General features: G+C 72.5%; 21 protein-coding genes. 15 read left to right on the top strand and 6 right to left on the bottom strand.

Going from position 1 to position 18,469, the window contains the following annotated elements:
- Positions 1 to 240: 240 nt before the first annotated feature.
- A complete protein-coding gene (locus ABD879_RS11820; protein WP_345020469.1) occupies positions 241 to 798 on the bottom strand; it encodes a hypothetical protein in 558 nt (185 codons plus the stop codon).
- Between the two features lie 343 nt (positions 799 to 1,141).
- Here ABD879_RS11820 and infA point away from each other — a divergent pair, with 343 nt between their 5' ends.
- The 8 genes from infA (at position 1,142) to truA (ending at position 6,294) form a co-directional block, all read left to right on the top strand.
- The gene (gene infA / locus ABD879_RS11815) at positions 1,142 to 1,363 is read left to right on the top strand and encodes a translation initiation factor IF-1 (RefSeq protein ID WP_067912209.1); all 222 of its coding nucleotides are present in this window, start codon (positions 1,142 to 1,144) and stop codon (positions 1,361 to 1,363) included.
- Positions 1,364 to 1,432: 69 nt separating this feature from the next.
- Complete coding sequence (gene rpmJ, locus ABD879_RS11810; protein ID WP_167925053.1) at positions 1,433 to 1,546, top strand: 50S ribosomal protein L36; 114 nt, start codon at positions 1,433 to 1,435, stop codon at positions 1,544 to 1,546.
- A gap of 260 nt (positions 1,547 to 1,806) precedes the next feature.
- Positions 1,807 to 2,187: a 30S ribosomal protein S13 gene (gene rpsM, locus ABD879_RS11805; RefSeq protein WP_285494259.1), complete on the top strand. Its 381-nt coding sequence runs from the start codon at positions 1,807 to 1,809 to the stop codon at positions 2,185 to 2,187.
- A 72-nt stretch (positions 2,188 to 2,259) separates the two neighbouring features.
- Positions 2,260 to 2,661 carry a 30S ribosomal protein S11 gene (gene rpsK / locus ABD879_RS11800; RefSeq protein ID WP_067912217.1) on the top strand — a complete coding sequence of 134 codons (402 nt, stop codon included), beginning with the start codon at positions 2,260 to 2,262 and terminating at the stop codon, positions 2,659 to 2,661.
- Between the two features lie 25 nt (positions 2,662 to 2,686).
- Entirely contained in the window at positions 2,687 to 3,316 is a 630-nt protein-coding gene (gene rpsD, locus ABD879_RS11795) for a 30S ribosomal protein S4 (protein ID WP_345020467.1), read from the top strand.
- A gap of 113 nt (positions 3,317 to 3,429) precedes the next feature.
- Positions 3,430 to 4,443 carry a DNA-directed RNA polymerase subunit alpha gene (locus tag ABD879_RS11790; RefSeq protein ID WP_345020466.1) on the top strand — a complete coding sequence of 338 codons (1,014 nt, stop codon included), beginning with the start codon at positions 3,430 to 3,432 and terminating at the stop codon, positions 4,441 to 4,443.
- 167 nt (positions 4,444 to 4,610) lie between these two features.
- Entirely contained in the window at positions 4,611 to 5,150 is a 540-nt protein-coding gene (gene rplQ / locus ABD879_RS11785) for a 50S ribosomal protein L17 (RefSeq protein ID WP_345020451.1), read from the top strand.
- A gap of 184 nt (positions 5,151 to 5,334) precedes the next feature.
- On the top strand, positions 5,335 to 6,294 hold the full coding sequence (gene truA / locus ABD879_RS11780) for a tRNA pseudouridine(38-40) synthase TruA (protein ID WP_345020449.1): 960 nt from the start codon (positions 5,335 to 5,337) through the stop codon (positions 6,292 to 6,294).
- A 17-nt stretch (positions 6,295 to 6,311) separates the two neighbouring features.
- On the opposite strand, the gene ABD879_RS11775 is transcribed toward truA, so the two are convergent.
- From ABD879_RS11775 to ABD879_RS11765, 3 genes are all read right to left on the bottom strand, one after another.
- Positions 6,312 to 7,988 carry a hypothetical protein gene (locus ABD879_RS11775; RefSeq protein WP_345020447.1) on the bottom strand — a complete coding sequence of 559 codons (1,677 nt, stop codon included), beginning with the start codon at positions 7,986 to 7,988 and terminating at the stop codon, positions 6,312 to 6,314.
- A 14-nt stretch (positions 7,989 to 8,002) separates the two neighbouring features.
- A complete protein-coding gene (locus tag ABD879_RS11770; protein ID WP_345020445.1) occupies positions 8,003 to 9,169 on the bottom strand; it encodes a hypothetical protein in 1,167 nt (388 codons plus the stop codon).
- 144 nt (positions 9,170 to 9,313) lie between these two features.
- Entirely contained in the window at positions 9,314 to 10,312 is a 999-nt protein-coding gene (locus tag ABD879_RS11765; protein WP_345020443.1) for a CAP domain-containing protein, read from the bottom strand.
- Between the two features lie 478 nt (positions 10,313 to 10,790).
- On the opposite strand from ABD879_RS11765, the gene rplM reads away from it, so the two are divergent.
- From rplM to glmM, 3 genes are all read left to right on the top strand, one after another.
- On the top strand, positions 10,791 to 11,234 hold the full coding sequence (gene rplM / locus ABD879_RS11760) for a 50S ribosomal protein L13 (RefSeq protein ID WP_345020441.1): 444 nt from the start codon (positions 10,791 to 10,793) through the stop codon (positions 11,232 to 11,234).
- A gap of 167 nt (positions 11,235 to 11,401) precedes the next feature.
- Positions 11,402 to 11,923 carry a 30S ribosomal protein S9 gene (rpsI, locus tag ABD879_RS11755; RefSeq protein ID WP_285494250.1) on the top strand — a complete coding sequence of 174 codons (522 nt, stop codon included), beginning with the start codon at positions 11,402 to 11,404 and terminating at the stop codon, positions 11,921 to 11,923.
- Positions 11,924 to 12,203: 280 nt separating this feature from the next.
- Positions 12,204 to 13,547, top strand: a complete 1,344-nt coding sequence (gene glmM, locus ABD879_RS11750; RefSeq protein ID WP_345020437.1) for a phosphoglucosamine mutase — start codon at positions 12,204 to 12,206, stop codon at positions 13,545 to 13,547.
- A gap of 120 nt (positions 13,548 to 13,667) precedes the next feature.
- On the opposite strand, the gene ABD879_RS11745 is transcribed toward glmM, so the two are convergent.
- Positions 13,668 to 14,012: a hypothetical protein gene (locus tag ABD879_RS11745; RefSeq protein WP_345020435.1), complete on the bottom strand. Its 345-nt coding sequence runs from the start codon at positions 14,010 to 14,012 to the stop codon at positions 13,668 to 13,670.
- Positions 14,013 to 14,059: 47 nt separating this feature from the next.
- The gene (locus ABD879_RS11740) at positions 14,060 to 14,704 is read right to left on the bottom strand and encodes an HNH endonuclease family protein (protein ID WP_345020433.1); all 645 of its coding nucleotides are present in this window, start codon (positions 14,702 to 14,704) and stop codon (positions 14,060 to 14,062) included.
- A gap of 258 nt (positions 14,705 to 14,962) precedes the next feature.
- Here ABD879_RS11740 and ABD879_RS11735 point away from each other — a divergent pair, with 258 nt between their 5' ends.
- From ABD879_RS11735 to ABD879_RS11720, 4 genes are read left to right on the top strand one after another with little or no spacing between them, the layout of a single operon-like run.
- Positions 14,963 to 15,967, top strand: a complete 1,005-nt coding sequence (locus ABD879_RS11735) for an ABC transporter ATP-binding protein (RefSeq protein ID WP_345020431.1) — start codon at positions 14,963 to 14,965, stop codon at positions 15,965 to 15,967.
- Complete coding sequence (locus ABD879_RS11730) at positions 15,964 to 16,842, top strand: ABC transporter permease (protein WP_345020429.1); 879 nt, start codon at positions 15,964 to 15,966, stop codon at positions 16,840 to 16,842. The genes ABD879_RS11735 and ABD879_RS11730 overlap by 4 nt, the downstream gene beginning before the upstream one ends.
- Positions 16,839 to 17,750 carry an ABC transporter ATP-binding protein gene (locus ABD879_RS11725; RefSeq protein WP_345020427.1) on the top strand — a complete coding sequence of 304 codons (912 nt, stop codon included), beginning with the start codon at positions 16,839 to 16,841 and terminating at the stop codon, positions 17,748 to 17,750. Before ABD879_RS11730 ends, ABD879_RS11725 begins: the two co-directional genes overlap by 4 nt.
- Positions 17,747 to 18,463: an ABC transporter permease gene (locus tag ABD879_RS11720; protein ID WP_345020425.1), complete on the top strand. Its 717-nt coding sequence runs from the start codon at positions 17,747 to 17,749 to the stop codon at positions 18,461 to 18,463. The genes ABD879_RS11725 and ABD879_RS11720 overlap by 4 nt, the downstream gene beginning before the upstream one ends.
- Positions 18,464 to 18,469 lie beyond the last annotated feature (6 nt).

Genomic DNA, 18,469 nt, shown 5'->3' with positions numbered 1-18,469 from the left:
GTCCGGACCGCCGTGTGGCGTCCGTCTCCCGTGCCGGCCTGTGTTGATCTTGTCCGCCGTCCGACCGCCCTGTCGAATCGCGGTCCGGAGAGGCGGGGCATCCCACCGTGTGATCGTCCGGCCGGGTGCGCGCCGGGGCGGGCCCCCCAGGTGCAGGAGGCGGGCGTTCGGCCGTGAGACGGCGTCTCAGGGTCGCTCAAGGGGTGCTCAGGGAGGCGAAAGGTCGGGCGGTGGCGCTCTTCAAGCGACCTGGGCGATCACGGCCGACAGCGCGGAGGTGACGTCCTCGGGCGCGGGGGCGATGTCGGGCACGATGTCGCGCAGCGCCAGCCAGCCGTTGATGGCCTGGGCGGTCGGCTGGGCCTCGCGCAGCTGCGGGTCGTCCACGCCGTACCAGGCGGCCACCTTCGACCAGCGCCACAGCCGGTGGCCGGCCGACGACATCTCCGCGGCGGGGAACCCGCCGGGGCCGCGCGCGCCGGTGATGGACAGGCGCACCGAGTCGGGGGAGCGGCCGACCCGTTCGGCGATGTCGCGGATGGTCAGCAGGGGGTCGGCCTCGACCCGCTGCACCCGCACCCCCGGGGCGGCCTCCTCCACGTGCGCCACCACCTCCATGATCGCGGCGGCCAGCGTGGGGCCCGGCCAGGTGCAGTGCGCGCTGCCCGGCCGGTCGGCGTGCTGCGGCTCGGTGATGATGGACACGGTGACCAGCCCGCGGGTCCGGTCGAACAGCGGGTCCAGCTCCTCCTCGTAGAGGGGACGGCTCAGGACCAGCGCGAAGTCATAGCCCGGCATGCCGAGCCCCTCTCTGTGCTCCGCGCCTCTGATGTCACGACCGACGCTCCTTCGATCCCCGCCCACCAGCCCCCATCACGTGACGCCTCCCTCAAGGATCCCTTATGGAAAGGTACAACGGGCGGGCGGCGATATGCTTGTGCGGGAGCAGTGTCGGGGTCCCGAACGCGCGCTCGTTTCGCATTCGCGGCCTCGGTGCCGTAGACTTTCATGCCGGTCCACCTTCCGGCCGCCTTCCACCCATGCCTCAGTGCCTTTGGTGCCCTGGCGACGGGCCGCGGTCGTGTGTCGCGCGGCGACGCCGGGCCGATTCCGATGAACCGATCAGCGAAGCGCGGAGGACATGCCCAAGAAAGAAGGGGCCATCGAGATCGAGGGCACCGTCGTCGAGTCCCTCCCGAACGCCATGTTCCGAGTGGAGCTGGACAACGGGCACAAGGTGCTCGCCCACATCAGCGGCAAGATGCGGATGCACTACATCCGGATCCTGCCGGACGACCGCGTCGTCGTGGAGTTGAGCCCCTACGACCTCACGCGCGGTCGGATCGTCTACCGCTACAAGTGAACCCGTCCCACTGAGGTTGCCTCTCCCGCGTGTGGCGGCGCGGGGGTGACCCTGGCAGTAGGAGACCCAGTGAAGGTCAAGCCGAGCGTCAAGAAGATCTGCAACAAGTGCCGGGTGATCCGGCGCCACGGCCGGGTCATGGTCATCTGCGCCGACCCGCGCCACAAGCAGCGTCAGGGCTGACGGCCCGGGCGCGCCGCCCCGCCCGCCGGGGCGCCGCGCGCGGGGAACAGTCCACATCTGAAGACAGCGCAGCGCGAGCCTTCACACTCCACGCCGTACGTCTCGCCGGGACGCTTCCCCTGGGAGCCCCCTGGAGGGTCGTACGGCATGGTCGTGTGAAGGGACCCACCCCCGGACGGAGGCCGGGGCCGCCACCCGGGCAGGGTGTGAGCGGGCCGCGCCGCGTCGACACCTCCGCGACACGAAGGGAACTGCCCGAGATGGCACGCCTGTTGGGCGTCGACCTCCCGCGCGACAAGCGCGTGGAGATCGCTCTCACCTACATCTTCGGCATCGGCCGGACGCGCGCGAAGGAGACCCTGCGCGCCACCGAGATCAACCCGGACCTGCGCGTCCACCAGCTCGGCGACGACGAGCTGGTGAAGCTGCGCGACTGGATCGAGGCCAACTACAAGGTCGAAGGCGACCTGCGCCGGGAGATCCAGGCCGACATCCGCCGGAAGATCGAGATCGGGTGCTACCAGGGCATCCGGCACCGCCGCGGCCTGCCCGTGCACGGCCAGCGCACGCAGACCAACGCGCGCACCCGCAAGGGCAAGAAGAAGACCGTGGCCGGGAAGAAGAAGGCCGGCAAGAAGTAACAGCCGTCCGGGCCGCCGCCCCTTGGCCGGGGCGGACGTCCGGGTCGATGACCTCAGGAGTAGAGAGAGCAGATGCCTCCCAAGAGCCGAGCCGGCGCCAAGAAGGTGCGCCGCAAGGAGAAGAAGAACGTCGCGCACGGCCACGCGCACATCAAGAGCACGTTCAACAACACCATCGTTTCGATCACCGACCCGAACGGGAACGTGATCTCCTGGGCCTCCTCGGGCCACGTGGGCTTCAAGGGGTCGCGCAAGTCGACCCCGTACGCCGCCCAGCAGGCGGCCGAGGCCGCCGCCCGCCGCGCCATGGAGCACGGCATGCGCAAGGTGGACGTGTTCGTCAAGGGCCCGGGTTCGGGCCGCGAGACCGCCATCCGGTCGCTGCAGGCCACCGGCCTGGAGGTGGGCTCGATCCAGGACGTCACGCCCGTTCCGCACAACGGCTGCCGGCCGCCCAAGCGCCGCCGCGTCTGAGCCGGGGCAGAGGAGATCAGGAGAGATGGCTCGTTACACCGGCGCCGACTGCAAGCTCTGCCGGCGCGAGAAGATGAAGCTGTTCCTCAAGGGCAGCAAGTGCGAGGGCCCCAAGTGCCCGATCGAGATCCGGCCCTACCCGCCGGGCGAGCACGGCCGGGGCCGTCCCAAGGAGACCGAGTACCTGCTCCAGCTGCGCGAGAAGCAGAAGGCCAAGCGCATCTACGGCGTGCTGGAGAAGCAGTTCGGTAACTACTACGTCGAGGCCAACCGGCAGGGCGGCAAGACGGGTGAGAACCTGCTGCGCCTGCTGGAGCGCCGCCTGGACAACGTGGTGTTCCGGGCGGGCTTCGCCAAGTCCCGGGACATGGCCCGGCAGCTGATCCGCCACGGCCACTTCCTGGTCAACGGCAGGAAGGTCAACATCCCCTCGTACCAGGTCAGCGAGGCCGACATCATCGAGGTCCGGCAGAAGTCGCTGCCGCTGGCCCCGTTCGAGGTCGCCCGCGCCGAGGCCGGCGAGCGCCAGGTCCCGGCCTGGCTGGGGGTGCAGACCGACGGCCGGATGCGGATCTTCGTGCACGCGCTGCCGGTCCGCCAGCAGATCGACGCTCCCGTCCAGGAGCAGCTGATCGTCGAGCTCTACTCCAAGTAAGGGCTCGCTCCGGTTTCGCGCCGGGCCGGCTCGCCCGGCGCGAAACCGGACAATCGGGGTACAACTCCATCGCGGTCGTCATATAGCGGGCACCGCGGAAAGAAGGTTCCATCATGCTCATCGCTCAGCGTCCCACCCTCACCGAGGAGCAGGTCGACGAGTACCGGTCGCGGTTCACCATCGAGCCGCTGGAGCCGGGCTTCGGCTACACGATCGGCAACTCGCTGCGCCGCACCCTGCTGTCCTCGATCCCCGGCGCCGCCGTCACCAGCATCCGCATCGAGGGCGTGCTGCACGAGTTCTCCACCGTCCCGGGGGTCAAGGAGGACGTCACCGACATCATCCTGAACCTCAAGGAGCTCGTCGTCTCCTCCGAGCACGACGAGCCGGTGGTGATGTACCTGCGCAAGCAGGGCCCGGGTGAGGTGACCGCGGCCGACATCGCGCCGCCGGCCGGGGTCGAGGTGCACAACCCCGACCTGCACATCGCCACGCTGAACAACAAGGCCAAGCTGGAGATGGAGCTGACGGTCGAGCGCGGCCGCGGCTACGTCTCGGCGGCCCAGAACAAGCAGCCGGGCCAGGAGATCGGCCGGATCCCGATCGACTCGATCTACTCGCCCGTCCTGAAGGTCACCTACAAGGTCGAGGCGACCCGAGTCGAGCAGCGCACCGACTTCGACCGGCTCATCCTGGACGTGGAGACCAAGCCGGCCATGCTGCCGCGCGACGCGGTGGCCTCGGCCGGCAAGACCCTGGTCGAGCTGTTCGGGCTGGCCCGCGAGCTCAACGTCGAGGCCGAGGGCATCGACATGGGCCCGTCCCCGACCGACGCGGCGCTGGCCGCCGACCTCGCGCTGCCGATCGAGGAGCTGAACCTCACGGTCCGCTCCTACAACTGCCTCAAGCGCGAGGGCATCCACTCGGTCGGCGAGCTGGTCGCCCGCAGCGAGCAGGACCTGCTCGACATCCGCAACTTCGGCGCCAAGTCCATCGAGGAGGTCAAGCAGAAGCTGGCCGACATGGGCCTGTCGCTGAAGGACTCCCCGCCCGGGTTCGACCCGAGCGCGGCCGCGGACAACTACGGCGACGACGACTCCAGCTACGCCGAGACCGAGCAGTACTGATCCGCGAACGTCCCCCGTCCCGACGGGGCCGGGGCGCGGGTCCGTCCGTCCGGGCGGGCCCGCGCCCCGCGAGAACGAGTAACCGACACGATGATCCCGCCGCGTGCGTCACGGCGGCGGGCGACTGACGCCGGTACCTGATACGGCCGGCGCAGGAAGGACACGCGATGCCCAAGCCCACCAAGGGCGCCCGCCTCGGCGGCAGCCCCGCGCACCAGCGGCTGCTGCTGGCCAACCTGGCCACGCAGCTGTTCGAGCACGGGCGCATCACCACCACCGAGGCCAAGGCCCGGCGGGTGCGTCCGCTGGCGGAGAAGCTGATCACCAAGGCCAAGCGCGGTGACCTGCACAACCGCCGGCAGGTGCTGCGCGTCATCCGGGACAAGAGCGTGGTGCACGAGCTGTTCACCGAGATCGCTCCGCGCTACGCCAACCGCCCCGGCGGCTACACCCGGATCACCAAGATCGGCCCGCGCCGCGGCGACAACGCGCCGATGGCCGTGATCGAGCTGGTGCAGGAGCCGCTGGCCGCCTCCACCGGCGCCGCCCCGGCCGCTCCGGCGGAGCAGGCCGAGGAGAAGACCGAGGAGAAGGCCGACCTCGCCAAGGCCGAGGAGACCGCGGCCGCCGAGTCCGCGGACGAGGCGAAGGCCGACGCCAAGGAGGCCGCTGACGAGGCCAAGGACGCCGAGGGCGACGCCAAGTAAGTCCCTCGCCGGACCACGGCGGTGGTGATTTCGATCGGTATCCGATCGACACCACCGGGGCCCGCCGTCTCGCTACGGGACGGCGGGCCTGATCTTTGCCAGACTGGATCTATGGTCAGGTCAGGAGGGCGGCGGCCCGCGGGAAGATCGAAATACGACGGTGCAGAAGGGCAGCTTTCCTGACATGACCGCATTGGTACGGCTCCGCCTGGACATCAGCTACGACGGGAGCGATTTCGCGGGCTGGGCCCGGCAGCCGGGGCAGCGCACGGTGCAGGGCGTGATCGAGGACGCGCTGGCGCGCGTGCTGCGCCTGGACCCGGCGCCGGTGCTGACCGTCGCCGGCCGCACCGACGCCGGAGTGCACGCGCGCGGCCAGGTCGCCCACGTCGTCGTCCCGAGCGCCGCCTACTCGGCCATCAACGGCACGCTGCCGCGCCGGCTCGCCGGCGTGCTGCCGCCGGACGTGCGCGTCCGGCGCATCGCCCCGGCACCGGACAGCTTCGACGCCCGGTTCTCGGCGCTGTCGCGCCGCTACGAGTACCGCGTGTGCGACGACCCGGTGGGCGTCGACCCGCTGCGCCGCCGCGACGTGCTGTGGCACCCGCGCCCCCTGAACCTGGACCGGATGAACGCCGCCGCCGCCAACCTGGTGGGCGAGCACGACTTCGCCGCCTACTGCCGCAAGCGGGAGGGCGCCACGACCATCCGGCGGCTGCTGCGGTACGAGTGGACGCGCGAGGAACCCCACCTCGCGGTGGCCACGGTCGAGGCCGACGCCTTCTGCCACTCCATGGTGCGCGCCCTGGTGGGCGCGCTGCTGATGGTCGGCGACGGCCGCCGCGACATCGAGTGGCCCGCCAAGGTGCTGGCGGCCGGGGTGCGCGACTCCGCGGTGAACGTCGCGCCCGCGCACGGGCTGTCCCTTGAGGAGATCCGGTACCCCGACGACGAGGCCGCCCTGGCGCGGCGCGCCCAGGAGACCCGGCGCGTCCGCACCCTCAACGCGACCGGCGGCAGCGGCACCGCGACCGGCAGCGGTGCGGCGGCCGGCAACGGCGGTGCGACCGGCGACGGCCGCTCGGGGGAGACGGCCGGTGCGGGCGCCGACGCGGACGAGTCGTCCTCGGCGGGCGTCTCCTAGCCGCCCCCGGCGCGCCGCTACTGGCGTTGCCGGGCGCGCGCGTCGATGGGGCGCACGCCGTAGTCGATGAACTGCCGCGCCACGTTCTGCAGCACGTCCCCGGGCTGGGGGCGCCTTCCGTTGGCGTACTGGGCGTACGAGTAGATGATGTAGCGGCCGCGCACCGTGCTGGCGGCGTATCCGCCCGCGCGGTCGATGTCCTTGGTCCGCGAGCCCGCCATGCCGCGGAACCATTCGTACTTGCTGGGGTCGCCGGCACGGCTCGCCCGGAGCGCGGCCTGGTGGTTGGGCAGCACGGCGATGCCGGACGTGACGGCCACCGACCGCTGCTTGTCCAGGAAGGTGACGCGGACGACGCTGGTGCAGCCCCCGCGCTGCAGGGCCTGCGCCATCGCGCCGCGCGCGGTCAGGGCGCAGTTGTGGTTGACCGACGCCTTGTCCCGCACGTAGGAGCGGCCGCCCAGGGTGACGTTCTTGGACGGGAACGCCTCGACCAGTGCCAGCGGCTTGGGGTCGGTCTTGACGTTGTTGATGCTCGCCTGCGCCGGCAGGGAGGGCGCGGGGACCGTGGTGGCCCCCGTGGGCGTGGGGGCGGGCGCCGGCGGCTGCTGGGCGGACGTGGGCGTGCGACCGGCGGGGGCCGCCTTGCGGCCGTCGTCGCCCGAGCCGGAACCGACCAGGACGTACGCGCCCGCGGCGATGACCAGGGCGCCCGCGACGCCGCCGGCGGCCAGCAGCGCCTTGCGGTTGCCGCGCTTCTTCCCGCCCGGCGCGGGTGCGGCCGGGGCGCCTTGATCGGCGGGGGCGGCGGGGAACGCCTGCGTCGGCGCGGTGTAGCCGGGGGAGCCGAACGGCGCCGGGCCGTCGGGGCGGTACAGCGGCGTGGCGACCGTGGGCTGGTTCGCGGACGCGGCGGGCCCGGGGGCGGGCGCCGGCGGGGCCGGGATCTCGGTTCGGGGGATCGGTGCCGTGTCGTCGTCCGAGGCCCCGGTACCGGTGGGCTTGCCGCTCGGCCTGTCGGCGTCGGCGGGCTTGCCGGTCCCGGCCGTCGCGGCGTCGTCGTCGAGGCGTACGGCGGGGATGCCGTCGGGCTCGGTCTCGGCCGCGGACGGCGGTGCGGGCTGCCGGGTGGGCTGCCGGGTGGGGACGGCGCCGCGCGTGTCGACGCCCGGCGCACCGGCACCGGCGACCAGCGTGCCCGGCGCCGGGGGCGGGAGTGGATCGGTCCCAACGGAGGGTTCTGACGACTCGGACGACTCCGACGACTCGGAGGCCGCGGCTTCGGTCTTCGAGGCTTGGCTCTTCGCGGGTTCGCTCTTCGCGCGTTGAGTCTCGGCCGCGGGCTGCTCGTCGGGCCCGCTCTCGGCGTCGGTGCCGGACGCGGTCTGCGGCTTGTGCTCCGCGTCGCCGCCGGTGTCGTCGCCGATCCTGTCGCCGGTGTTCTCGTCCTCGTCGGTGGCCCACCAGGGACGCTGAAGCATGAACGGGGGCAGCCCGACCGCGCCGGGCTTGTCGGCGGGGGCTTCCTCGGACGTGTCCGGGGAGGTCTGCGCGGACGGTCTGTCGGGCTCACCGGCGGCGGGCTCGCCGGCGGCGCGGTCCGCGTTGCCGAAACTGGGCGGCGCCTCGGAGGCGGGGCCGGAGGACGCCCCCGGCTCCTCGGCGGAGTCCCTGGTCTCGTTAGATCCAGACATAAGAAGTGAGGGTATTAGTTTCCGTAGGGTTTCCCCTCGGTCTCCCGGTAGGCCAGCGCGAAGCTGAGTCCGCTGTTCTTGATGACCTGGCGGCCGAACGTGGTGACGGCCTTGTAGGAGGCCTCCGGGATCTTCTTGCCGTCCGGGCGCTGGATCCAGGTGATGACCAGGTAGTGGCCGCGCGCCTCGACGGTGCCGAGCGCCTCGCCCTTGCCGATGTTCTTGGTGATGCCCGGGCCGGTCAGCGGCCGCAGCGCGGCGCTCTTGGCGCTGGCGGCCTTGACGGCGCTCTTGGCGGCCGCCTCGGTCCGCAGGTTGAACACGCCGACCGAGCCGATGAGCGCGCCGTCGCCGCGCACGTAGGTGGCGCGCAGCGCCTGCGAGCAGCCGCCCTTGCGCAGCACGCCGACCAGCGTCGTCCCGGTCACCCGGTCGGTGCAGCTGCGCTTGGAGTCCCAGGCCACCCGGCTGTACTTCATCCCGCTCGCCTTGAAGGAGCGCTTGCCGAAGATCTCCTTGAGCGTCAGCGGGGTGGGGTCGGTGGTGCGGCTCTTGAGCTTGACCGGCTCCAGCGACGGCACCGTGGGGGACGGGGTCGGCGACGCGGACGTCTGCGTCGGCGTGGCCGGGGCGGCGGCGGGCTCGGGGTCGCCGTCGCCCTTCAGCATCGACGACACCATGAAGCCGCCGCCGACCAGCAGCAGCCCGGCGGCGGCCGCACCGCCGATGGTCAGCACGAGGTTGGGGCGGCGCTGCCGCGGCGCCTCCTGCCCGTCGGCCCCGTCGGGCGGCTCCGGGCCGTCCGGTCCGCCGGGACCGGGGCCGAAGTCGGCGAACTCGCCGTTCGGACCCGGCCCCGGCTGCTGCCCGGACTCCGGGCCGTGACCCTGCCCGAAGCCCTGGCCGCGGCCCGAGTCGTAGATCTGGGTGTCTCCCGGGGCGCCGGGCCCTCCCGGACCGTCCGGAGCCCGGCCGAAGGACGGCGCGATCGCCTGGGTGCCGGACGGACCTTCGTGCGCGGACGCCGCGGCGTGCCGCGGCCCGTCCGCCCAGGGGTCCCCCCAGGACGGCCCGCCGGGCGGAGCCTCCTCGGGACGTTCCGGTGCGGGACCGTACGGCGCGGACGGCGGCTGCCCGGGAGGCCAGCCGCCGGATTTGCCTTGATCGCCCGGATAACCCATGGCTTGGACCTTACCGTTCCTCTGCTGTGGCTCTGGATCTGCGGGGAAAGCTCGGAACCTTCGGATCACCCACCTTGACATGGGGCGGAACCGGACGCCGCCGGTTTGCGGAAGGTCGCCCGGCGAGCGGACGACGGGTGACTGCTACCGGCCGAAGTCCTGCGTCCAGTACAGGCCGCGGTCGCTCTTGGCCACGCCGACGCCGATGGTGCGCAGGCTGCAGTCGAGGATGTTGCGCCGGTGGCCGTCGCTGTTCATCCAGCCCTGCATGACGGCCTCGGGGGTGGAGTACCCCATGGCGATGTTCTCGGCCGCCGGGTTGGCGTAGCCGGCCGCCTTCATCCGGTCGAACGGGTCGTCGCCGTTCTGGGAGTTGTGCGAGAAGTAGTTGTTCGCCGCCATGTCCTCCGAGTGCTTGCGCGCGGCGGTGACCAGCTTGTCGTCCACCTTGAGCGCGCTGCAGCCGACCTTGGCCCGCTCCTCGTTGGTGAGCTTCACCACGGCGTCCTCCTGCTTGGAGAACGCACCGGAGTCCGAGCCGGAGTCCGAGCCCGAGTCCGATCCCGAGCCGGTGTCAGAGCCGGAACCGGAGTCGGAACCAGAACCGGTGTCAGAGCCAGTGCCGGAGCCTGCGTCCGAGCCGCTGTCAGAACCGGAGCCGGAGTCGGAGCCGTCGTCGGAGTCCGAGCCGGACCCCTTCTTCCAGTTCCAGTCCCAGCCCCAGCGCGACCGCTTGTCCGAGTCCGATCCGGAGTCCGAGGAATCCGAGCCGGACCCCTTCTTCCAGTTCCAGTCCCAGCCCCAGCGCGACCGCTTGCCCGAGTCCGATCCGGAGTCCGAGGAATCCGACCCGGAGCCGGGCGAGGGCGTGCCGCCGTCGTCCTCAGCGGGGGAGGACGGCGGCTTGGGCCAGTCGCCGTGCATCCGCTTGAGCGAGGGCGTCTCGCGGTTCCACCTCTCCTGCCACCGGCCGGGAGAGGGGTTCCACTGCCCGCCGGCCTGCGGGGACGGCGTGTACTTGCTCGACGCGCCGGCCAGCTGGGCGTCCTGCAGGGCGGGCGGGGCGGTGCGGTCGAGAGCGAAACCGGTGCCGACGGCGAGCGCGGAGGCGGTGAGCGACGCGGTGACGACCGCGAGCCGCATGCCCCGAGGGCGCCCGTCCTCTCGGCGGTGTTCGGGGGTGTATCGGGTCCTTGCCTTCTGTGTTGAGCGGGGAGTGTTCAGCGGGGGCTCCCTGGGTCGGGCCGGCGGTGCCGGCGTGACGTACCAGTGGCACGGCACGATAACCCCAAAAAAACCGGCAAGTCTCCCTAAAGCGGACAGATTTTACCTGGTCACGCCGGGTATGGTGATCGACACGGCCCCCGCGAGCCCCTCGGAGAAGCGCCCCGAAGTCGGGCGGAACGGGGCCTGCCGACGCCGTCCGCGCGGCCGAAACGGTCGAGGCACCTTTGCGCATAGGGCATACTGGAGGGTGGCGGGGCTGCACGACGTTCCCGCTTTGACCCGTGCCCGCGAGGCTCGATATTCTGCGGGTTCGTTGTGTCTTTGCTTGCGTCCGCCCTCCACGGCGGGCGATCGCAACCGCTAGAAGTCGACGAGGAAACGAAGGTCTACGACCGTGCGCACGTACACCCCTAAGCCCACTGACGTCGAGCGTCAGTGGTACGTCATCGATGCGACCGATGTCGTGCTGGGTCGGCTCGCCAGTCAGGTCGCGCAGCTGCTTCGGGGTAAGCACAAGCCGATCTACGCGCCGCACCTGGACACCGGTGACTTCGTCATCGTCGTGAACGCCGAGAAGGTCGCGCTGACGGGCAACAAGCGCCAGCAGAAGCGCGCCTACCGGCACTCCGGTTACCCGGGCGGGCTGCGCTCGATCGCCTACAGCGACCTTCTGGACAAGCACCCCGAGCGCGCGGTCGAGAAGGCGATCAAGGGCATGCTGCCCAAGAACCGGCTCGGCCGGAAGATGTTCGGCAAGGTCAAGGTGTACCGCGGCCCCGAGCACCCGCACCAGGCGCAGAAGCCGATCCCGTTCGAGATCACGCAGATCGCGCAGTGACCCCCCGCCGTCCGGCGCCCGCCGGGCGGTGACGCACATTCACACGGTGGATGCCGGCCACGCGCGCGGCTCCGCCGGTCGGTCGCCGAAACCATTTCCGTGGCCGCCGGGGCACCCGAAGACCGACCGGGCCCGCCGCCCTGGCCAGAAGACCCTTGGAGAATTCCGTGGACGAGCCCACCGGCTTGGAGACGCCCGCTGAGGGTGTCGAATACGACGCCTACGACGAAGAAGTCCCGTCCGAGTACAGCACGGAGACGCCGCAGGCCGTCGAGACCGGCTACCTCGGTCAGCCGGTGGCGACCGGCCCGGCCGCCGGCACCGGCCGCCGCAAGCAGGCCATCGCCCGGGTGCGGATCGTCCCCGGCAACGGCACCTGGAAGATCAACGGTCGGACCCTCGACCAGTACTTCCCGAACAAGGTGCACCAGCAGATCGTGAACGAGCCGTTCGTGCTGCTCGGCCTGGACGGGCAGTTCGACGTGCTGGCCCGCGTCAACGGCGGCGGCGTCACCGGGCAGGCCGGCGCGCTGCGCCTGGGCATCTCCCGGGCGCTGCAGGTGGCCAACCCCGACCACCGCCCGGCGCTGAAGAAGGCCGGCTTCCTGACCCGCGACGCGCGGGTCATCGAGCGCAAGAAGGCCGGTCTGAAGAAGGCCCGCAAGGCGCCGCAGTACAGCAAGCGCTGACCGTCAGCGGTGCGAGCCGTCGCACCCCGCGCACGAGATCCGGTGCGCGCCCCGGGGACATCGGGGCGCCCGGGTCGGCGGGGGCGGCGGCTCGTCCGTGTTTGCGGATCTTCCGTTCCGTCCGCGCCCGCGCCGCCGGATCGCGACTCGACGATCTTGGAGGCGGCGCAGCGGCTGCCGCGGACGGGCCGGCGCACTAGATTTGACCGCGCGGAGCGACGGGGTGCGGCCCCCGGTCGCGGGCCGCGCGGTCTCTTTTTTCTCATCGGGAGTGGAAACTGTGGGTCGTCTTTTCGGGACCGATGGCGTACGCGGGCTCGCCAACCGCGATCTGACCGCCCCGCTGGCCATGGACCTGTCCGTCGCCGCGGCGCGGGTCCTCGGCGAGGCCGGCGCGTTCACCGGGCACCGCCCGGTCGCCGTGGTCGGGCGCGATCCGCGGGCCTCGGGCGAGTTCCTGGAGGCCGCGGTGGTGGCCGGACTGGCCAGTGCGGGCGTGGACGTGCTGCGGCTGGGGGTGCTGCCGACGCCGGCGGTCGCCCATCTGACCCATGCGCTCACCGCCGACCTGGGCGTGATGCTGTCGGCCTCGCACAACCCCGCCCCCGACAACGGGATCAAGTTCTTCGACCGCAGCGGCCACAAGCTGCCCGACGAGATCGAGGACCGCATCGAGGCCGGCCTCGGGCAGGCGTGGGAGCCGCCGACCGGCGCGGGCGTCGGCCGCGTCCGCGAGGCGCACGGCGCCGTCGAGCACTACGTCGCGCACCTGGTGTCCACCCTGCCGGTGTCGCTGGCCGGGCTGCGCGTGGTGGTGGACTGCGCGCACGGCGCGTCCTGGGAGGTGGCGCCGGAGGCGCTGCGCCGCGCCGGCGCCGAGGTGATCACCATCGGGGTGGCGCCGGACGGGCTGAACATCAACTCCGGCTGCGGCTCCACCCATCTGGACGCGCTGCGCGCGGCGGTGCTGGAGCACGGCGCCGACGCCGGGATCGCCAACGACGGCGACGCCGACCGCTGCCTGGCCGTCACCGCGACCGGTGCGGAGGTCGACGGCGACCAGATCATGGCGATCCTGGCGCTGGAGCAGCGCGAGGCCGGGCTGCTGGCCGCCGACACGGTGGTCGCCACGGTCATGTCCAACCTGGGCTTCCGGCTGGCCATGCGGGAGGCCGGGATCACCGTGGTGGAGACCGCGGTCGGCGACCGGTACGTGCTGGAGGCGATGCGGGAGGGCGGCTACACGCTGGGCGGCGAGCAGTCCGGCCACGTGATCATGCGCCGGCACGCCACCACCGGCGACGGCGTGCTGACCGGGCTGCACCTGCTGGCGGCGATGGTGCGGCGCGGCGTCTCGCTGGACGAGCTGGCCAAGGTGATGACGCGGCTGCCGCAGGTGCTGATCAACGTGCGGGGCGTGGACAAGACGCGGGTCAAGACGTCCCCGGAGCTGGCCGCGGCGATCGCCGAGGCCGAGGCGGAGCTGGGCGACTCCGGGCGGGTGCTGATCCGGCCGAGCGGCACCGAGCCCATGGTGCGGGTGATGGTCGAGGCGTCCTCGCAGGAGCAGGCGCAGTCGGTCGCCGAGCGGCTGGCGGGCGTCGTCCGCACGGCCCTGGGCTGACGGCCCGCCGGGAAACGGCCTTTTTGAGGACAGCACGTCAGACGGCGGGTTTCGCGTCCCCGGCCCCGGTCAAGGGCCGGGGACGCGGCTTTTGCCATGGCGCGCCGCGGGCGCCGCGGGTCAGCTGTCGGTGATGTCCAGGCGGCCGACCTTCAGGTGCCCGATCTCCACGGTGCCCGCCTGGAGGTGCTCGACGACGGCGCGCTTGACGACCAGCCGGCCGATGGCGACCGCGCCGATCGCGAGGGCGCCCAGCGCCAGCGCGCCCAGCGCCAGCGACCCGGCGGCGTGCCCGGCGCGCACCGCCAGCCCGGTCGCCGACGCGCCGGTGACCTCGGCGCCGGTGGCGCGGGCCCCGAAGGCGCGTTCGGTGCGGACGCGCGGCCTGTCCTTGCGCGCGGGCTCGTCGTCGTTCGGTGCCTGCCCGTTGGGCGGTGCGGCGTGTTCGTTGGGGTCGCTGCTCATGGCCTTCACCCTATTGCCGCCGTCCCCGCGCCGCGCCGGGCCCGGCCTCAGCAGCGGTCGAGGAAACCGCGCAGCGCGTCGCGGTCGGCGCGGGTCACCGGCAGCGCGTACTTGCGGGCGACCGCGATGTACCTGATGCCGTACTCGCAGCGGAACGCCGCGGCCGGCTGCCACTCCGCGGGACCCGAGTCGCTCTTCTGCCGGTTCGGCACGCCCCATACCGCCAGGAGGTTGTCGGGGTCGTTGGCGAACCGCTCGCGCCGGTCCGCGCTCCACCGGGAGGCGCCCATCCGCCACGCCAGCGCCAGCGGGTAGACGTGGTCGATCTGCACCTCGGCGGGCTTGGAGCGGTCGAAGGCGATGTCCCGGCCGCTGTAGGGGTCGTGCAGCCGCCCGGAGGTCACGACGCAGTCGTCGCGCTTGCGCACCTGCCGCAGGTCGCGGGCGAGGATGTCGTTGCGCTGGTCGCAGCCGTTGCGGTCGATGTCCTTCCACCGGCCGCCGAACCGTTCGCGCGAGTAGCCGTCCCCGTCGCCTTCGGGCGCGACGCGCAGCGCGGCCAGGTCGTCGCGCGCCTTGGCGACGTCGCGCTCGGCGGGCCGCGAAGCGCCGCTCGACGGCCGTTCCGACGGCCGTTCCGATGACGAGGGGCCCGACCAGCGGACGTCCACCTGGCACCCCGTGGACGTCATGAGCAACGCGCACGCAAGTCCCGCCGCCGACCGCCGCACGCCCCGGCGCCGCCACGTCATTCCCCCACCGCTTTCTAGTTTTGAACCGCTATACCGCAATATGCCGTGATTTGACGGTATGAGGTTACGGGGTGACGGCGCGGCGGTCCGCAGCGGGCGGGATGGGGCGCCGGAGCTCCTCCGAAAGGGGGAGGAGCCGCCCGGACGTAGGACCGGAGAGTGACGTGCCGCACCGCGCGAACCACTAGGTTCGTACGCATGCCGATCATCGCCACGCAGGGACTGACGATGCGCTTCCCGCGGGTGACCGCCCTGGACGACCTCACCGTGGCCGTGGAGCCCGGCGTCGTCGGGCTGGTCGGCGCCAACGGCGCCGGCAAGTCCACGCTCATCCGCATCCTGCTCGGCCTGCAGCGTCCCACCTCCGGGCGGGCCAGCGTGCTCGGCCTGGACATCGCCCGCGACGGCGCGCGCATCCGCGAGCGGGTCGGCTTCATGCCCGAGTACGAGTGCCTGCCGCCCGACGTGTCGGCCACCGAGTTCGTCGTGCACATGGCGCGCATGTGCGGGCTGCCGCCCGGCGCCGCCCGCGAACGCGCCGCCGACACGCTGCGGCACGTCGGCCTGTACGAGGAGCGGTACCGCCCCATCGGCGGCTACTCCACCGGCATGCGGCAGCGCGTCAAACTGGCGCAGGCCCTCGTGCACGACCCGCGGCTGGTGTTCCTGGACGAGCCCACCAACGGGCTCGACCCGGCCGGCCGCGACGAGATGCTCGGCCTCATCCGGCGCATCGGCACCGAGTTCGGCATCAGCGTGCTGGTCACCTCGCACCTGCTGGGCGAGCTGGAGCGGGTCTGCGACCACATCGTGGTCATCGACGGCGGGCGGCTGCTGCGCTCGCAGGCCGTCGAGGCCTACACCGCGGCCAGCGGGTCGCTGACCGTCGAGGTCGACGAGGGCCGCGACCGGCTCGGCGCGCTGCTGGCCGACGCGGGGCTGACGGTGCGGGCCGAGGGCCGGTTCCTGGTCGTGGACATCGCCGGCGAGGACACCTACGACCTGATCCGCGACGGCGTCGCCGACCTCGGCCTGCGGCTGATCCGGCTGGAGCAGCGCCGGCACCGCATCGAGGAGGTCTTCGCCTCCGGGCCGCAGCAGGCCGCAGCCCCGCCCGGCCCCTGGCCCGGACCGCCGCAACCGCCCGGACCGCCGGGCCCGCCGGTCCAGCCCGGGGCGTACCCGTACGGAGGACCCCGATGACCACCAGCATGATCCACGACATCGGGTACCGGCACTACGAGGGCCGCCGCCTGGGCCGCGCGTACGTGCTGCGCTCGATGTACGTGCACAACCTGCGCGCCGCCTTCGGCTTCGGCCGCCCGGCCCGCGCCAAGGTCATGCCGTTCCTGCTCGCCGCGATCATGCTGCTGCCCGCGGTGGGCGCGGTGGCCGCGGTCGGGCTGGCCGACCTGGCCGACCCGCCGATCCGCTACTCCCAGTACGCGGTCAGCCTGCAGGTCATCATCGCGATCTTCCTGGCCACCCAGGCGCCGGTGCTGGCGTCCCGCGACCTGCGCCACCGCGTGGTGCCGCTGTACTTCTCGCGCCCCGTCGACCACCTGGACTACGTGCTGGCCAAACTGGGCGCCCTGGCCACCGCGCTGTTCGGGCTGATGGCGGTGCCGGTCACGGTGATGTACGTCGGCAGCCTGGTCAACAAGATGCCGCACGCGTCCCGGCACCTGGCCGACTACCTGGCCGCGCTGGCCGGGTGCGTGCTGTTCGCCCTGGTGCTGGCGGCGATCGGGACGGTGGTCGCCGCGTTCACCCCGCGCCGCGGCTTCGGGGTCGCCGCCGTCGTGGCGGTCTACCTGATCAGCGCCACGTTCGTGCTGATCCTGCAGGGGCTGGCCGAGCTGCGCACCCAGTTCGCCCTCGCCGGGTGGCTGGGGCTGTGCACACCGTTCAACCTCGTCGACACCGTGCAGGTGCGGCTGCTGGGCGCCGAGCAGTCGTCGGCCGCGGTGGCGCCCGGCCTGGGCGGCGGACTGGTCGCGCTGCTGCTGTGCGCCGTGCTGGTGGCCGGCTCGGTGCCCGTCCTGTACCAGCGGTTCCGGAAGGCGGGCCTGTCGTGAGCGAACTTCGGCTGGAGAACGTGTCCCGCTGGTACGGCAACGTCGTCGCCGTCAACGGGGTCTCGATGACGATCGGCCCCGGCGTGACGGGCCTGCTCGGCCCCAACGGGGCGGGCAAGTCCACGCTGATCCACATGATGGGCGGCTTCCTGGCGCCCTCGTCCGGCACGGTCGAGCTGGACGGGCGGCCGGTCTGGCGGAACCCGGAGGTGTACCGGTCGCTCGGCCTGGTGCCCGAACGGGAGACCGCCTACGACTTCCTCACCGGCCGCCAGTTCGTCCTCGCCATGGCCAAGCTGCACAAGCTGCCCGACCCGGCCGCCGCCGCGCGCCGCGCCATCGCCCTGGTGGAGATGGAGCACGCGCAGGAACGCGTCATCGGCACCTACTCCAAGGGCATGAAGCAGCGCATCAAGATGGCCTCCGCGCTGGTGCACGACCCGCCCGTGCTGCTGCTGGACGAGCCGTTCAACGGCATGGACCCGCGGCAGCGGCTGCAGCTGATGGACCTGATCCGCGCCATGGCCGCCGAGGGCCGCACCATCCTGTTCAGCTCGCACATCCTGGAGGAGGTGGAGCGGCTGGCCGGGCACATCGAGGTGATCGTGGCGGGCCGGCACGCCGCCTCCGGCGACTTCCGCGCGATCCGGCGGCTGATGACCGACCGGCCGCACCGCTTCCTGGTCCGCTCGGCCGACGACCGCCGGCTGGCCGCCGCGATCATCGCCGACGGGTCGTCGCGCGGCGTCCACCTCACCGAGCAGGGCCTGGAGGTGGAGGCCGTCGACTTCCAGCGCTTCACCTGGCTGCTGCCCCGGGTGGCGCGCGCCGCGGGCGTGCGCCTGCTGGAGGTCTCCCCGTCCGACGAGTCCCTCGAAAGCGTCTTCTCCTACCTGGTGAACCGATGAACGCGACGATCGCGGCGATCACGTTTCGCGCCATGCTGGGGCGGCGCCGCGCCCTGCTGCTGCTCGCCCTGCCGTTCCTGCTGCTGGCGCTGGCGATCGGGCTGCGCGCCGCCGGCGTCGCCGACCTGGACGTGTCGGTGGGCGTGCTGCGGCGGTTCGGCCTGGCCACGCTGCTGCCCCTGCTGGCGCTGATCGCCGGCACCGGCGTGATCGGCCCGGAGATCGACGACGGTCAGATCATGTACGTGCTGACCAAGCCGATCCCCCGGCGGGTCATCGTGCTGACCAAGCTGGCGGTGGCGATCGTGCTGGTGACGGCGTTCGGGGTGGTGCCGACGCTGCTGGCCGGGCTGGTGCTGACCGGCACCACCGCCCAGGTCGCCGCGGCCTTCACCGTGGGCGTGCTGGCGGGCGGCGTCGCCTACACCTCGCTGTTCGTGGCGCTGGCCGTGCTCAGCCGCAACGCCGTCACGATCGGCCTGCTGTACGCGCTGGTGTGGGAGGCGCTGCTGGGCAGCGTGGCGCCGGGGGCGCGGTCGGCGTCGGTCCAGCAGTGGGCGATGTCGGTCACCGACGCGCTGACCGGCGCGTCGGCGGTGACGTCCACCGTGCGGCTTCCGGTGGCCCTGGCGCTGCTGGCCGCGGTCGCCGTCGCGGGCTGCGTGCTGGCCGTCGGCCGCCTGCGCACGCTGCCGGTGGCCGGGGCGGAGTAGCGCGCG

The sequence above is a fragment of the Actinomadura keratinilytica genome (assembly GCF_039539665.1).
Taxonomy (GTDB): domain Bacteria; phylum Actinomycetota; class Actinomycetes; order Streptosporangiales; family Streptosporangiaceae; genus Spirillospora; species Spirillospora keratinilytica.
This window is presented reverse-complemented; position numbering and strand designations above follow the sequence as displayed.

Coding starts and splice junctions, on each gene's coding strand:
- ABD879_RS11730 (WP_345020429.1), top strand. CDS start 15,964: ATGACCACCAGCATGATCCACGACATCGGGTACCGGCACTACGAGGGC.
- ABD879_RS11820 (WP_345020469.1), bottom strand. CDS start 798: ATGCCGGGCTATGACTTCGCGCTGGTCCTGAGCCGTCCCCTCTACGAG.
- truA (WP_345020449.1), top strand. CDS start 5,335: ATGACCGCATTGGTACGGCTCCGCCTGGACATCAGCTACGACGGGAGC.
- rpsM (WP_285494259.1), top strand. CDS start 1,807: ATGGCACGCCTGTTGGGCGTCGACCTCCCGCGCGACAAGCGCGTGGAG.
- rpsD (WP_345020467.1), top strand. CDS start 2,687: ATGGCTCGTTACACCGGCGCCGACTGCAAGCTCTGCCGGCGCGAGAAG.
- ABD879_RS11790 (WP_345020466.1), top strand. CDS start 3,430: ATGCTCATCGCTCAGCGTCCCACCCTCACCGAGGAGCAGGTCGACGAG.
- infA (WP_067912209.1), top strand. CDS start 1,142: ATGCCCAAGAAAGAAGGGGCCATCGAGATCGAGGGCACCGTCGTCGAG.
- ABD879_RS11740 (WP_345020433.1), bottom strand. CDS start 14,704: ATGACGTCCACGGGGTGCCAGGTGGACGTCCGCTGGTCGGGCCCCTCG.
- ABD879_RS11745 (WP_345020435.1), bottom strand. CDS start 14,012: ATGAGCAGCGACCCCAACGAACACGCCGCACCGCCCAACGGGCAGGCA.
- ABD879_RS11770 (WP_345020445.1), bottom strand. CDS start 9,169: ATGGGTTATCCGGGCGATCAAGGCAAATCCGGCGGCTGGCCTCCCGGG.
- rplQ (WP_345020451.1), top strand. CDS start 4,611: ATGCCCAAGCCCACCAAGGGCGCCCGCCTCGGCGGCAGCCCCGCGCAC.
- ABD879_RS11720 (WP_345020425.1), top strand. CDS start 17,747: ATGAACGCGACGATCGCGGCGATCACGTTTCGCGCCATGCTGGGGCGG.
- ABD879_RS11735 (WP_345020431.1), top strand. CDS start 14,963: ATGCCGATCATCGCCACGCAGGGACTGACGATGCGCTTCCCGCGGGTG.
- rpsK (WP_067912217.1), top strand. CDS start 2,260: ATGCCTCCCAAGAGCCGAGCCGGCGCCAAGAAGGTGCGCCGCAAGGAG.
- ABD879_RS11765 (WP_345020443.1), bottom strand. CDS start 10,312: ATGCGGCTCGCGGTCGTCACCGCGTCGCTCACCGCCTCCGCGCTCGCC.
- ABD879_RS11775 (WP_345020447.1), bottom strand. CDS start 7,988: ATGTCTGGATCTAACGAGACCAGGGACTCCGCCGAGGAGCCGGGGGCG.